The following is a 13,341-nucleotide window of genomic DNA, read 5'->3' as shown; positions in this document are numbered from 1 at the left end:
GGTCGAAAGACGTACTCACAATGGTACTGTTCACCCCGTACTGGATATAGCTTCGGAAGTTCCCTACCCAGACTTTGGTGTATTGGGCATCGGTTTTACCTGAATAAAAAGTGCTATCTGAACGAAATATAGTTGCTCTGTTACCCGCGTAGGTAATGCGCGTGATGAACGAAGGTGCTAGCGTATCATAATCCATATAGTCTCGGATAAAAAAAGGCTGCCCATACGTTCTGATAGTCGTCAGTTTGTCCGATGCGTCATAAGTGAACTTGACGATCTTGGTAACCCTTCGACCTGAATAGCTCGCGGCATCCGTTTCCACGATCCGAGTCAATTTGTTTTTATTGTTGTACTCAAGTGTGTGTGTTATGTCTGCATACTGTCGGCCTTGCGGTGCGACCAGAAAATGAATTGTCTTCGGATAAAGCAAAGGGGTCTTCGATCCACCTTGGGGACTGGTATCAACCTCTTTTTTGCAACTGGTTAGAACTATAAAGCAGAGGACAATAAACGTAGTGTTGAGGTGCATATTTATTAGAGTAAGAACATGCTGAGACCCTTTGTTAGTATCAGTAAAATAAAAACAATCAGTTTTCAATTCGTTACCCTGTCAACTGTAACGCGCCAACGCCACCTACTTGCTGAGTTCACCCAACGCCCACATGGGGCGATGGTGAGCGAAGCGAGCCTTTACGCCCATGTAGGGTTGGGATGCCCTCAACTTGGCTCCGCAGGCGTACCCCCTGTCGCCCGCAACCCGGCAAACAACCCCGCATAACTGCACAAAAAAGCATTTAAATGTGGCTACCAGTTCCAATCAATTTTATCTCCGTATTTAGCTTTTACTTCATCACCTATGTCCTCAAAAAGAAGTACCTCATTCCACTCATTATTTTTATACGATGATTTAGCAACTCTTGTTGCGGTATTAATGATCCTCATGTATTTGTCAGGTTTATCTAATCTAATTATTTTATAACATTGTGACCATATTCCGTTTCTCGCTGAGAATTGCATTACATAGTTGATCTCTTTACTCATTGGTACATTCAGTACTGCGATCTGAGTTGCCATTCCTGGATTCAAATTACCAATATTAAATTCTCTCATTGACTCCGCTCTAATTTTTTCAAATTCACTAGTAACCGAATACTTCTTACATCCTTCTTTATATGCCTCGCAGTTGGTCAGAGTGAGATGTACATCATACAGCGGATCTTCACCATTAATTAATATGGAGATGACAGCTTCACCATAATTTCTCATGTCCCAACTAGCACGGCAAAAGCTGTTACCACCGTTTATATTGTTGTATATTTTTAGCGATTCGTTCGATAATTTGGTGTACAAATCAGTATTCTCTCTCCTTAAATTATCAATGGTCTCTTTTTGATCATTTATTTTTTTTATTAGTTCGGTATTTTGTGTTTTCAATTCTTTTACACTACTTTTTGTATCAAGACTGATTACTCTCGTGTCGTTCAAGGTAGTATCTATCACCTCTGTTAAACCTAAATTTTTCGTTACATTATTGTCAATTTTCTGATTTCTTTCAGAGGATTTAAAATTGTGTTTATACGTACCATATATAGCAATCCCAGTCCCAATTAGACCTAAGATACCGCCTAAAGCTATAATCAGAATTGGGGCCATTTTCATCCACTGTGTTGTATATTGATTTGTGTAATTAATACCGTTAAATTAGTAAATCAGTTCAATTCGTAACGTATAAGGTGTAAAAATAGCTGTCATGTTGCAAGAAAGTTGGGCGTGTCAAGCCTCCGTCCGGGGGCGTGTCCTGCGTCGCAGGAGCCTCGGAAATGGAAGCCCCAAACTCACTTCACCGGGGCGTACCCACTGTCACGCGAAACCGAGAATTTGAAGCCCCAACTTGCCTAGCTCTGGCGTTTGGCTTGTAAGCCGCAACTACCCTACCGGACCACCGCTACCCTTCGAGACACGCTGCTTGTCAGCCGCAACCCGGAAATGGACGCACACGGAAGGCGACCGCCCAACAAGTTAAAGTACGTCAACTTAATTAACGACAGTGGATTGATAATGAAGCAACTGCCGCTCATTGAGCTACATTTACCCCCCCTCTTGAACGTTCGCTTGGTAGACCACTCAATGATACTGTAAGAGTACAAAACGCCACTATTTTTTGCAACTCAATGGTACACAAAGTGTTAGTTATTTCACTCGTTGTGTGCATCTGGGACATTGATGAATACCGCAACGGTGGTCAGGCCTGCTTATTTCTTTGGTTAGGATAAACCCTGTATCGGTTCGATTCGCGGAAAGGCATCTCACGAAACAGGTACCCGTATACCCAGGGACATGCGGTGAGGCCGATGAATCCATCACCGCTGCCGGGCGGGCATCCAGCGGCGGATGAGGGACTTGGCGGGCATTTCGATGAGGTGGAAGCCGAGGGCAGAGATGACAAAGAGTCCGCCGAAAGTGACGAGGTCGCGGCTCAGGGTATCGCCCATGTGGAGGGGGTCCAGCTCCTGCAACAGGGCCACCACGGGCTGTTGCAGGATGTAAATACCGTAGCTGATTTCGCCGAGGTAGATCATGCGGGGCTGCACGAGCAGGTTGTAGAGCCACCCCCGGTTCAGCAGGGCCACGCCCACAATGATGGCAAGAAACAGCGGTGCCAGCAAGGTAGTAGGGGCATACTGCATCACCGGCCGCATGTGGGCAATACCGAAGAGCAGGAGCAGTGCGCCACCCAGCACGTATAGCCCCAGGCGGTTGTCGCCGGTTTTGGGGGCGTGGCGCAGGTAAAGTAGTCCGCCGCAGAGGCCCAGCAAAAACGTGGGCAGGTGCATGTAGGGGCCGTAGCTGATGGCGGCGTGGTAGGCGTCGGGGATGGGTTTCCCGGCGTAGGGCCAGACCAGCAGCAGGTAGCCCAGCGTACCCACCAGCCAGCTACCCGCCAGCCAGCCCACCAGCGCCCGGCTCGACAGGGGCCACAAACGTGGCAGCACAAAGGGGAACAGGGCGTAGAAAAATGCTTCCACAGACAGCGACCAGCCCGGCCCGTTCAGTGTGCCCGCCAATGCCGGAAACCACGCCTGCACCAGCAGCAGGCCACTCGTGAGTGGTGCCCAGCCAATGGGGTTGATCCGTACGAAGGCGTTGACAAATACTACCAGCAGCAGGGCCGTGAGGTAGAGCGGGTAGATGCGTGACACCCGCGCCAGCCAGTAGGCCCGCTTGCTGAACTGCCCCTTCGCCCACACCGGCCCGTAGGCAATGGCCATAATAAAGCCCGACAGCACAAAGAAATAGTTGACCGCCAGGTTGCCATACTGCGCCACCAAACTGGCCGGGTAGGCCGTAAAGGGGTACGAACTGCGGGCACCGTGGAAGATGAGCACGACCGCCGCCGCCACAAACCGGGTAAAGGTCAGTTGGTTGAGTTGCATGGGCTAGGGGCGGGTAAGCACGCGTTGGTATTGAGCCAGCAACTGGTCGGCCACCACGTGGATGTCGTACCGTTGGCGCACCAGTTGCTGCCCCGTTTGCCGAATCTGCGCCCGGTAAGCATCGTCATTCAGCACCCGTTCCAGGCAGGCCGTCACGCTGTCGGGGGTGAGGTCGGTGAGGCAGGCGGCCCCGGTTTCGCGGATCACCTCGCCAAAACCCACCCGGTCCGAGACGATGGTGGGCGTACCGGCGGCCATGGCTTCGAGCACGGCCATGGAAAAACCTTCGGAGTAGGAGGGCAGCACAAACACGTCGGCGTCGGCCAGGGCGGCTTTCTTGTCGTCGCCGGTGATCATGCCCACCAGCGTGACGGACTCATGCAGGTTATGGTCGCGGATAAAGGCCTCGGTCGTGGCCAGGTAGCCATCATCCGGGCCAGCCAGCACCAGCCGGGTGTTGGGGTGCCGGGCCAGGTAGGCGCGGAAGGCGGGCAGAAGCAGGTCGAGGCCTTTTTTGATGTTTAACCGGCTCATAAACAGCACCATAGGCTGGTCGGTGGGGATGCCGTGCTGCGCTCTGAACTGCCCTTTCGGCGGCAACACGTCGAACTCGGCCATGGGTATGCCGTTGGGAATGATAGCCACGTTGGGGTGGCGGTGGCCCAGGTACCGAAGCAGGTCGCCTTCTTCGTCGGTGTTGTTGATCTGAATCAGGTCGGCGCGGTTCAACAGCCGCTTTTGCAGCACCACCGACAGCAGTTTCTTTTTCCAGTAATGATGCCGAATAGCCCACTTGTCGAGCAGCCCGTGGATGGTCACTACTTTCCTGACTGTCCGGTCGAGCAGAAACGGGGCAAGGCTGCCGAAGTGCCAGATGCCGTGGCAGTGCACAATGTCGAACTCGTGAATGTGCGCCTTCAGCCAGGCATACAGCGGTGCCGAATATTCGCGGAAGAACTTGCTGATGGGCGGCGTACGCAAGACGGGCACGAGCGTCACCCCCGCCGGTGCCGGATACAGCCGGTCGCCCGGCGACATGGGGCTGAGGATCGTGACGGCATGCCCGCGTTCGATAGCCACCCCGGCATGGTCGTAGATGATGCGGGCGGGGCCACCAATGTCCCAGGTATATGCGCAGATATTCAGGATTTTCATAGGTCTCTCTGGTGGGGTTGTGGCAGGGCGGTGGCCGCTGTCGGGTCGGCCAGCCGCTTCATTTCCAGGTACATAGCCTGGCCTACTGGTCCCGGTGCCCAGTGGGCAATGCGCCGCTGAGAGGCTTCGCCCATCTGCTGTAGTGAGTTGACCGGGAGGGTCATCAGTTGGATCAATTGGTGGGTCAGTTCGGCGGGTTCGGCGGGCGGAAAGGTATAACCGTTCTGGCCTTCGGTTATCAGATCAACGGCGCAACCGCAGCGATCCGACACCAGCACGGGCAGCCCGCAGGCCATGGCTTCGTTGACCACCAGCCCCCAGGGTTCGGACAAACTGGGCAGCACCAGGGCATCGGCCAGGGCCAGGTAGGTGGGTACCTCGGTCCAGGGGCAGCCGGGCAAAAAATGCACCGAGGCGGTCAGACCAAGGCGGGTTACGTCGGCTTGCAGGGCGGCTTTCTGGGGGCCTTCGCCCAACAAAATCAGGCCCCAATCGGTGGCGTTGGCCGCACGTTGGGCCTGGGCAAAGCAGTTGAGCAGTTGACGAAGGTTTTTTTCTTCGGCCAGCCGCCCCACGTAGATCAGGTTGTTGGGAGGCAAACCCAGCGCCGCCTGCCGGGCCTGCCGGTCGGGCCACGCCTGGTCGAAGGTGCGCTTCAGCAGGTCATTATCCACCACGGCATTGTTACGCACCCTGATGCGGGCAGGGTTGGCACCGAGTTGAATCAGGTAGTCGGCGGCGCGGGTGCCAAAGCAGAAAAAACCGTCGCAGAGGCGCACAAAGGCCTTTTTCAGGCTTTCGCGCCAGCCCGTGCGGGGATTATCGAGCGCCGTAGATTCGCTTTGCAGCACCACCCGGCAGCCGCGTAGCTTCAGCAGCAGCCCCAGCAGCAGTTGAGCGGGGTCGTAATAGCCCGTGAGCAGCACCACGTCGGGCCGGTACGCCCAACCGGCGCGCACCACGCGCACGATGCGCTGCGGGGTGGGCAGGCTGTCGAGGGTGCCGGGGTGGAGTAGTTCAAACGGATAGCCTACCGTGGCCGGGTCGGGTACACCAAGGCCCTGCCGGTTGCCTTCGGTGAGGGCAATCTGAAGCACCAGCATAGTATCGGGCGGGGTTAGCTGGTTGGCTAACTGGCTAAACAGCAGTGATTTGTAGTGTGCCCAGAGGGTGTTGTGGACAATCAGTAGTCGCATTGTCCGGGTTAAGTGGGCTGTAGAACAGATTCGTCGAGGGCCGGTTCGTGAGTGGGCGGCTGATCTACGTATCCGTGCGACAGCGCCGGGTCGTAGTTGATACCCAGGAACCGGGCAAAGAGGCATAGCGGGTGCAGAAAGGCCATGTCGTAGGGTCGACCTCCTGTGAAATACCCCACCACGTGAAAGAGAAATAAGTAGGCGACAAACGTTTCCATGTCGTTGCGCCCCCCGCGATAAACCACCCGGAGCGACTCGCGGGTGATGTGATAGAAGGCATACATGAGCACCGTAAAGCCGGCTACGCCCTGGCACAGTAGCGCCTCCAGGATGGGTACGTCGAGGTAGAAAAACTTGTAGCCATAGCCGGGGAGTAACTGTAAAAAGTTACCCATTACGGCATACGACATATACGTGAAACTCAGCACCCGGTTGGCCGACGAACCGTCTAGCTGCGCCTCGGCACCTTCAGCGGTATCTTTACCCAGCAGCGCCAGAATGTTTTCGCTAAAACGTCCGCCAATCAAGTCGCCGTAGATGGTGATGATGTCCCATATTTCGGGTTTGACGATGATTAGCCCAAAGAAGGCCAAAAAAGGCAGCGCAATAATAATGAGCGAAATCGGGCTGGTGACGGCCTTCATAATACGCTGTGCCGAAATTTTCCGAATGTTGACAAACAGGTAGGTAAGCCCGGTCAGCGTGGTCGACAAAATGGCTGATTTACTGAAGGTGAGCATCAGGATAATGATGTTGAAAATCACCATCGAGATGGCAAAGAATTTAATCAGAAAGTTGACCTTGGGCCGTCGTGCCCAAACCAGGCTTAGCACCAGGCCAATTTGCGCATTGTGGGCAAACACGTGCGGGTTACCCGACCGGGCACCCGGCGGGCCATACTGTATGGATGCCCGTTGCCCCAGGGTCCATTCGGGGTCGGTGAGGAGCGACAGCACCAGGCCTATGTTTGATACCAGTGTGAACATGACCCCCACAAACACCACTTGCTTTGCCGTTTCGTCAGGAATACTCACCAGCATAAAGACAAACAGGACCACAAAGGTGTAGTAGATCATGTCTTTATTGACATCGCCCAGCGCCACCGTATTGTACAGGAAGGCGTAGAGCAGGCAAAACCCCAGAAAGCCCATGAGTGCCCCCATAATGGGGATATTGGGCATGTAAAACTTTTTAATAATGGTAGAGGGCGTCATCAGAAAGATACCCAGCAGCAGAAAACCCGCCGTGAAATTGGTACTCATGGGGGCCAGTTGCAGCGTTTCTTTCATGAAAAAAGAAAGCGGATAGCCGTCAATGACGATGAAGATGCCCAGGCAAAAACGCATGAGGGCTACGTTGTGAAAAAAAGCTTTCATCAGTTACCGAAGCGATAAACGGTGATAGATATACCGGAACTGACCACGAGCCAGAAACCAGACGAATTTACGAATACGGCTATACCGTTGCCAAAAAGCTCCACCTAGCGGGCTGCCAAGCCGGGGTTGGTACCGGTTGCTTACCTGCTGATGCTCGGTGCGCCCCACGGTGGCCGCAATCTGCGACGATTTAGCGTCGGGTTGTACCCGGAAACCACCCCAAAAATTGGCAATGCGCTCAAACCGAACGTTGGGTAAAATGCCCAGCCGCGTAACCACCTCATAGTCCATCACAAACCGCAGCGACTCATCGAGCCAGCCCGTTTCGGCCAATAACGTGCGGCGGATAAATAAGGCCTGGTTAAATACCTGCATGCCTTCGTACACCTGACAACCTGCGCTGAAGGAGGGTACCCGCATCTCTTCCAGCACCTGATCCTGCTCGTTGATAATGTACATGTTGCCGAAAAAAACGTCGGCACGGGGGTTGCTGCGCCAGGCCTGTGCCACGGTATGCAGCGCGTTGGGCGCAAACACATCGTCGGAGTTCTGGTAGGCCACATAGTCGCCGGTGGCGCGGCGAAAGCCCTTGTTGATGGCGTCGGTCTGACCCCGGTCTGGTTCGCTCACCCAGTAGCTGAGGTAGGCTTCATACTGCTTGATGATGTCAAGCGAGCCGTCGGTAGACCCCCCATCGATGATGATGTACTCCAGGTTGGGGTAGTGCTGATTTAACACGCTCAGGATGGTCCGTTCCAGAAAAGCCGCCTGATTGTAGGAGGGCGTCACCACGGTCAGTTTTGGCCAGTCAGTGCCTCCTACCGGCGAATTTGTCGGTGTAAAAGGTTGATTAACAAATGATTGCAGTGAAGCGGTGGTGATCATTCAGGGTAATGAGCGTAAGCACAGGTAGACTAAAAACGGATCAACCCGCCAGTTGCTGATAAACGGCCAGCGTTTTGGCGGCTGTTTTTTCGCACGAAAAGTGGGTAAGGCGTTCCGTGCCGCGTTGCCGAAGTTGCTTCCGCAGGGCCGAATCGGTCAGGACTTTGTCAATGGCCTGGGTCATCGAATCGACCTGTTCCGGGTCGAAATAGACGGCTGCATCGGCTCCTACTTCGGGTAGTGAACTTCGGTTGCTCAGCACCACAGGGCAACCCGCGCTGAAGGCCTCCAGCACCGGGATGCCAAAGCCCTCGTTGAGCGACGGAAACACAAAGGCCTCGGCGTGTTGGTAGAGGGCAAACAGAGCCGAGTCGGTGATGGCCCGGAAATGTACGCGCTGCCCCAACCCCGCCGCCTGAAACTGCGCTAGCTCGTCGGGTGTGAAGGCGCCACCCCCTGCGCAATACAGGTGCAGGTCGGGGTGGCGGTTGAGAATGGGCTGAACGGCGGTGAAAAACAGGGCGAAGTTTTTATACAAGCCCCGTTTGCCCACGTAGAGCAGGTATTTATGTGCGCCTGGCACCGAGGGAATCGGGCTTCGCTGGCTGCCAAAGGCCGTTCCGAGGTGGATAACCTCAATCTTTTCGGGCGCAACGGGAAAAAAACGCAGGATTTCCTGCTTCGAGAACTCAGAGACGGCAATGATCTTGTCGGCACGTTGCATCTGGATCTTCTTAGCCTCCGACAGGTGCTCGCCTACCTCCGGGTAAATCTTCCCATATCGTTCGCTGGTGGCGTCGTGGAAGGTGATAACCAGGGGTTTGCTGCCCAGATTTCGCAGAAAATAGTTGTGGTAGTAGGTAGGGTGGAAGACCGAAAAATCACCTGCCCGCACCCGCTGAAGGCTATATATCCGGTTTACCGCTGACGCCAGTCGGCTGATGTTCCGCCAGTGGGCCAACCCGTAGCGACGGTGCTTACTGAACGATGCCCGGTCGAGGTATTCATTATTCGAGAATTGCAGCGACAACTCAAAATCAACGTCGGGCCGGTCAGCAAATGCCCGCATCAGCTCATAGAAATAGCGGGTTACTCCCCCGTAGGCCATTCCCGTGAACGACTGATGATCATACAATACCTTCATACGTTGCTGACAGCTGTTTGTATTTTTCGTAGAAAACGTGCGCAAAATAGCCAAAAACGCTCGTTTATTTCAAGAAACAGACCGAAAGGGATTTTGGATTGTTGCTGACGCAGGCGTAGCCCGGACGCGGGACCGCCTTTAGTGCGGGGAGCTGTTCGTGCGTCAGCAACAATCCAAAATCCAAAATCCGCAATCCAAAATCCCTTTAACGATGTACTGGCTTCACTGGTACCGTGGCGATCCACTGCCTAAGCTGCCCTAGTCGGTGGAGAGCGGCCCGCCGCCAGCCGATTCGTATGGTAGGTTCTGGCTGCGCCCCGTAGGCAGGTGGTGGGGCTGTTTGGTGGTAGGGTGCCAGTGCCACCTTATAGTGGGCCACCAGTTGCCGTATGTCTGGTCGGTTAGACAGCTTTAGCCGGTTCTGGTGCTGGAATAACCCCTCTCGTTTTACCAGGAGCCCCTGAAAATCAGCCGTTAGTAAGGGCGTTTCGGTACCCACTGCCTGCACCTGCCAGTTGCCCGTTATGTCCTGTAAGTGGCGCTCAGGCAAGTTCCAGAGGGCCACTTGCAGGCCAGGATTCTTCAGGATACTAACCCCTGCAAACAGCGTAGGCACGTGCATGAGCCAGAGTTGATCGAGGCAACTGCCCACGCAGAAATCAACGGCAGCATGCGCCAGGCAGCGGCTTTCCCACCAGGTTAGCATCCGCATGGTTTCGGGATCGCGCCGGAAGCCCATGCAGCTACTGCTGTATAACCCCACGTTTTGCAGGTGCTTTTCGTCTGGTTCCAGGTCATCGGCAGGTGGTATCAGCCAATGTGGGTTCAGCACTATCTTTTGGTTTGCCAGCTGGCTGAAAACGGGCGTAAGGGGTTGATAGACAAAGCTGTATGAGCTGAAATATAGCAGCATGTCGTCAGCTGGGTATTGCGCAAAGGCCGCCTGAATGAAGCGTGGTTTCACCGCGGCCGTAAATTCAGTTGGTGTATATCGAGCCGACAGTGTAGCTAACTCGCTGGCAGTCAGTACGGTATCTGCCAGCGTCAGTAGCGTGTAGGGTGCTATGTCGGGGATTGCGGTTGGCTCGTCGGCCAGGCCAATGATGAAGTGGTGGTTTGGCTCCTGCTGACGGATGGAAGCGCCCAGGGCTAAGGCACCGGCTAACTGCGCCCGCGTACAAACGGTTAGAATCATTATTCGAGCAGGTCGCCGAGGGCGGCCACGTATGGGGCAACAAAATTGGCTTCCAGATCGGCGTACCGTTGGTACTTACCCGAAAAAACGGCTTCAACCACGGGCCACAGGCGCAGAAGGCGGTTGGGGGGCAGGGTAGCCCGCATCTGAAAATGAGCCAGCCGGTGCCGCAACGCCGACAGCCCGGCCGCACCACTACCCACCCGTGTCGAAAACTCATCGAGCAGGGTTTGCAGATCGGCCTGATGCTGCTGAAAGGGAGCTAGTTTGAGGGTTCGCTCACGACCAAACCGGTCACGCAGGGCAACCGCAGGTGGCGCCGCTGGCGACCGTACTCCCACCTGCTGCGCCTCGTGGGTCCGGTAGCGTTGCAGGGGCTGATCGATGAAGCGGATACTTTGCGTGGCAGCGGCCACCAATGCCAGCCAGCCGTCATACAGATAACCGCCCGGAATAGGGTCAGGAATGGGCAGGGCTTGCCGCCGGAACGTGGCGCGTAGTGCTGTAGCGCTGCCCATAACCCGGTTGCCATTGAGCATCACGTGCATGGCTTGTCCGGTTTGCCAGTCTTTCCGCTCCGGGGCTGTGAACCTGACTTTCTCCCAAAACGTGCCGCCAATAGGTTGCAGTTGTTCATCGGCGAGTTCAGCGTCGGCAAAGACCACATTCACGGCGGGGTTTTCCATAAAGTACTCCGTCATTACGCGGGTTTTGGCCGGAAACCACATGTCGTCCTGATCGCAGATAAACAGGATGTCGCCCGTGCAGGCAGCCAGTGCCCGGCCGAAATTCTGATTGGAACCAACCGGCTGTGGATTCTGATGGATCACTACCCGAAACGGAGCAGTTTTGGTCCACTCCTGAATTAGTAACATGGTAGTGTCGGTAGAGGCATCGTCGCTGACTACTACCTCATTTGGAAGCCACTCCTGGGTTAGTAGGCTATCCCATTGCTCGCGTAGGTGCGCTGCCCCGTTATGGGTACATAGCGCTACCGACAGGCGGGGGCGGGGATTAGATGTCGTAGCCATATGTTGCAAAAATAGGTCGCCAAAAGTCGGTACCGTGGATATCCCAGGCGTGGCAACCAAAGGGTAATTGACCGTTGTTATAAACCGAAATGGCCCGTTCGGGGTAAAACTCAACCGCAAAACGCAGCGCCGTTCGGAAGTTGGGAACACGCAGCCGGGGCCAGAAACGGGTGGTTTCAATACCCCAGAACACATCTTCGTTGAACTGATGCATGGGGGCACCTTCGTAGCTCGCCAGCCTGTTGCTGTGCTGTTTCAGCGCTTTCAGCGAATGCGCCACGTGCCGGAGCGACAGCCCACCGTTGCCTACACCGTTGAGGGTGATGATCTCGCGGGGGGTGATGCCATCGGCTTTGCGCAGGCCCAAGAGGTGAGCAATCCGCTTTTTGGCGTTGAACCACCGTTCGTCCCAGGTGCTGCTAAAATCACGGTCGCGGAGCCAGGGCGCCCCTACGTAGTCGTACCCCCGTCGACACCAGTCGCCTAGTTCATCGCGGAACACGAAGGCATCTAGTTGATGAATCAGGATGTAATCGTAGGCTGAAAAAGCGCTGTAGAAGCCCGGAAACAGCATAAGCCGGTTGTAGTCGCGCACACTATGGAAAAAACTGTCGGCAAATGATTGGGTTTGAACCGTGCGGGGCAGGCCATTAAGCAGCGGTGCCAGATCGAGCGATTCGGGTTTCACAAAGCAGATGGGGTATTGTCCCAGCACACGTAAGCATTGTGTCAGGGCTACTTGCTCGTAGGGAGTAACCGTGGCCTTATACACCGGAATAACTATACAAACGCGCAAGAGTGACAGAGTGAAAGGGTGAAAGAGTGAAAGCGTGTAATCAGGCAACAGCTGCATTCGCTCTTTCGCCATTCACTCTTTCGCTTTTCGCCCAAAGGTACAACTACCATGCCCCTTCAGCCAATCCATTGGCTCAGTTGTCGCACGGGTGCGTCGAGCAGTCGGCGGAGGCTGGTGTAGTAGAGGACCGGCGTGGGCTTGATGTAGACGCAGGGATAGACCCGATAGGCATCATTTCCATTCTGAATGAGCCGGTCGTGGTAGAGCCTGAACAGGGGTAGCAGGTCGGACCGCTGCGCGAAGGTGTAGCGGGTTTGGTATTTCGAGATGGCGTTGGGTTGCTGCACGCCATAGCCGCTGTAATGGAAAAACTGGAGCGTTTCGACGGTCTCCGTCCGATGGCCGCTCACCAGCCAGGTACCATTCTCTTCCAATAGGGTGCGCTCATGAACATTCCAGTAGGCCACGTTATAGCCCCGGTGTTTTTCAACCAGCACATTAGGGTAATAAATCGGCGCAAAGTTGACCCACTGCTGATCCACGAACAGGCCTTCGCAGAGATCGATCCGGCATTCATAGGTGAGGCGTTGCTGCCACCAGCGCACAAAGCGCCGGGCGGTGTCGTCGTTGCGCAGGCCAATGAAGCCAAGGTTGAAAATACCCGTGTTCAGGTGGTGTTGTTCGTTGGGCGTTTCCCAGTCGGGCGTAGGCTCAACGGTGTGGGGCGTTAATACCAGACTGTGGTGATTCAGTGAGTCAGCTAACCGGGTAAGTGGCTGAAAGACAATGATATCTGGGTCAAAATAGATTACCGAATCGAGTACCGGCTGGTCGGGTGCGTGGTTCCCATCAAAGAAATATTCGATGAAAAAAGGCTTCACGGCGGTGTTCAGTTCGGTAATATCGTATCGGTTGCACATGCCCGCAAAATCGGGAATACCCAGTTTGGCCACCTCGATCATGGGGTATTCGGGCAGTAGTTCGGCGGGCAGGTTTGCCGTGGCCAGATCGTCGACCAGCCCAATCGCAAATTGCCAGTGGGGGTTGGTTTGCCGCAACGAATCGCCCAGGGTGCGGGCCTGCGCCAGGTAATTAACGGAACAGATCGTGAAGGCAAGAATCATAGCGT

The 13,341-nt window shown here is 55.0% G+C and carries 11 protein-coding genes; all 11 read right to left on the bottom strand.

Annotation, left to right across the window (positions count from 1 at the left end; all coding sequences use genetic code 11):
- Positions 1-804: 804 nt before the first annotated feature.
- The 11 genes from J2I48_RS27525 to J2I48_RS27475 all read right to left on the bottom strand — a co-directional run bounded on the left by J2I48_RS27525 (position 805) and on the right by J2I48_RS27475 (position 13,336).
- Positions 805-1,653 (bottom strand): hypothetical protein, encoded by an 849-nt coding sequence (locus J2I48_RS27525; protein WP_207338758.1) that lies wholly within the window; start codon positions 1,651-1,653, stop codon positions 805-807.
- Positions 1,654-2,360: 707 nt separating this feature from the next.
- A complete protein-coding gene (locus tag J2I48_RS27520; RefSeq protein WP_207338757.1) occupies positions 2,361-3,434 on the bottom strand; it encodes an acyltransferase family protein in 1,074 nt (357 codons plus the stop codon).
- A gap of 3 nt (positions 3,435-3,437) precedes the next feature.
- Entirely contained in the window at positions 3,438-4,589 is a 1,152-nt protein-coding gene (locus J2I48_RS27515) for a glycosyltransferase (RefSeq protein WP_207338756.1), read from the bottom strand.
- Positions 4,586-5,785: a glycosyltransferase family 4 protein gene (locus tag J2I48_RS27510; protein WP_207338755.1), complete on the bottom strand. Its 1,200-nt coding sequence runs from the start codon at positions 5,783-5,785 to the stop codon at positions 4,586-4,588. Before J2I48_RS27510 ends, J2I48_RS27515 begins: the two co-directional genes overlap by 4 nt.
- Before the next feature lie 8 nt (positions 5,786-5,793).
- Positions 5,794-7,161: a hypothetical protein gene (locus tag J2I48_RS27505; RefSeq protein WP_207338754.1), complete on the bottom strand. Its 1,368-nt coding sequence runs from the start codon at positions 7,159-7,161 to the stop codon at positions 5,794-5,796.
- 3 nt (positions 7,162-7,164) lie between these two features.
- Positions 7,165-8,046: a glycosyltransferase family 2 protein gene (locus J2I48_RS27500; RefSeq protein ID WP_207338753.1), complete on the bottom strand. Its 882-nt coding sequence runs from the start codon at positions 8,044-8,046 to the stop codon at positions 7,165-7,167.
- 40 nt (positions 8,047-8,086) lie between these two features.
- Positions 8,087-9,190, bottom strand: a complete 1,104-nt coding sequence (locus J2I48_RS27495; protein WP_207338752.1) for a glycosyltransferase family 4 protein — start codon at positions 9,188-9,190, stop codon at positions 8,087-8,089.
- Positions 9,191-9,395: 205 nt separating this feature from the next.
- Positions 9,396-10,385 carry a hypothetical protein gene (locus tag J2I48_RS27490; RefSeq protein ID WP_207338751.1) on the bottom strand — a complete coding sequence of 330 codons (990 nt, stop codon included), beginning with the start codon at positions 10,383-10,385 and terminating at the stop codon, positions 9,396-9,398.
- A complete protein-coding gene (locus tag J2I48_RS27485) occupies positions 10,385-11,416 on the bottom strand; it encodes a glycosyltransferase (RefSeq protein WP_207338750.1) in 1,032 nt (343 codons plus the stop codon). Before J2I48_RS27485 ends, J2I48_RS27490 begins: the two co-directional genes overlap by 1 nt.
- The gene (locus J2I48_RS27480) at positions 11,400-12,212 is read right to left on the bottom strand and encodes a DUF5672 family protein (protein ID WP_229376841.1); all 813 of its coding nucleotides are present in this window, start codon (positions 12,210-12,212) and stop codon (positions 11,400-11,402) included. The genes J2I48_RS27485 and J2I48_RS27480 overlap by 17 nt, the downstream gene beginning before the upstream one ends.
- Positions 12,213-12,328: 116 nt before the next feature.
- Positions 12,329-13,336: a glycosyl transferase gene (locus J2I48_RS27475; protein ID WP_207338748.1), complete on the bottom strand. Its 1,008-nt coding sequence runs from the start codon at positions 13,334-13,336 to the stop codon at positions 12,329-12,331.
- Positions 13,337-13,341 lie beyond the last annotated feature (5 nt).

It is taken from the genome of Fibrella aquatilis, assembly GCF_017353255.1.
GTDB classification, from domain to species: Bacteria; Bacteroidota; Bacteroidia; order Cytophagales; family Spirosomataceae; genus Fibrella; species Fibrella aquatilis.
The sequence above is the reverse complement of the archived record's forward strand: the minus strand, read 5'-3'. Positions and strand labels throughout refer to the sequence as shown.

What these genes read in the sequence shown, in the direction of transcription:
- J2I48_RS27525 (WP_207338758.1), bottom strand. Translation starts at nt 1,653, where the DNA reads ATGGCCCCAATTCTGATTATAGCTTTAGGCGGTATCTTAGGTCTAATT.
- J2I48_RS27520 (WP_207338757.1), bottom strand. Translation starts at nt 3,434, where the DNA reads ATGCAACTCAACCAACTGACCTTTACCCGGTTTGTGGCGGCGGCGGTC.
- J2I48_RS27515 (WP_207338756.1), bottom strand. Translation starts at nt 4,589, where the DNA reads ATGAAAATCCTGAATATCTGCGCATATACCTGGGACATTGGTGGCCCC.
- J2I48_RS27510 (WP_207338755.1), bottom strand. Translation starts at nt 5,785, where the DNA reads ATGCGACTACTGATTGTCCACAACACCCTCTGGGCACACTACAAATCA.
- J2I48_RS27505 (WP_207338754.1), bottom strand. Translation starts at nt 7,161, where the DNA reads ATGAAAGCTTTTTTTCACAACGTAGCCCTCATGCGTTTTTGCCTGGGC.
- J2I48_RS27500 (WP_207338753.1), bottom strand. Translation starts at nt 8,046, where the DNA reads ATGATCACCACCGCTTCACTGCAATCATTTGTTAATCAACCTTTTACA.
- J2I48_RS27495 (WP_207338752.1), bottom strand. Translation starts at nt 9,190, where the DNA reads ATGAAGGTATTGTATGATCATCAGTCGTTCACGGGAATGGCCTACGGG.
- J2I48_RS27490 (WP_207338751.1), bottom strand. Translation starts at nt 10,385, where the DNA reads ATGATTCTAACCGTTTGTACGCGGGCGCAGTTAGCCGGTGCCTTAGCC.
- J2I48_RS27485 (WP_207338750.1), bottom strand. Translation starts at nt 11,416, where the DNA reads ATGGCTACGACATCTAATCCCCGCCCCCGCCTGTCGGTAGCGCTATGT.
- J2I48_RS27475 (WP_207338748.1), bottom strand. Translation starts at nt 13,336, where the DNA reads ATGATTCTTGCCTTCACGATCTGTTCCGTTAATTACCTGGCGCAGGCC.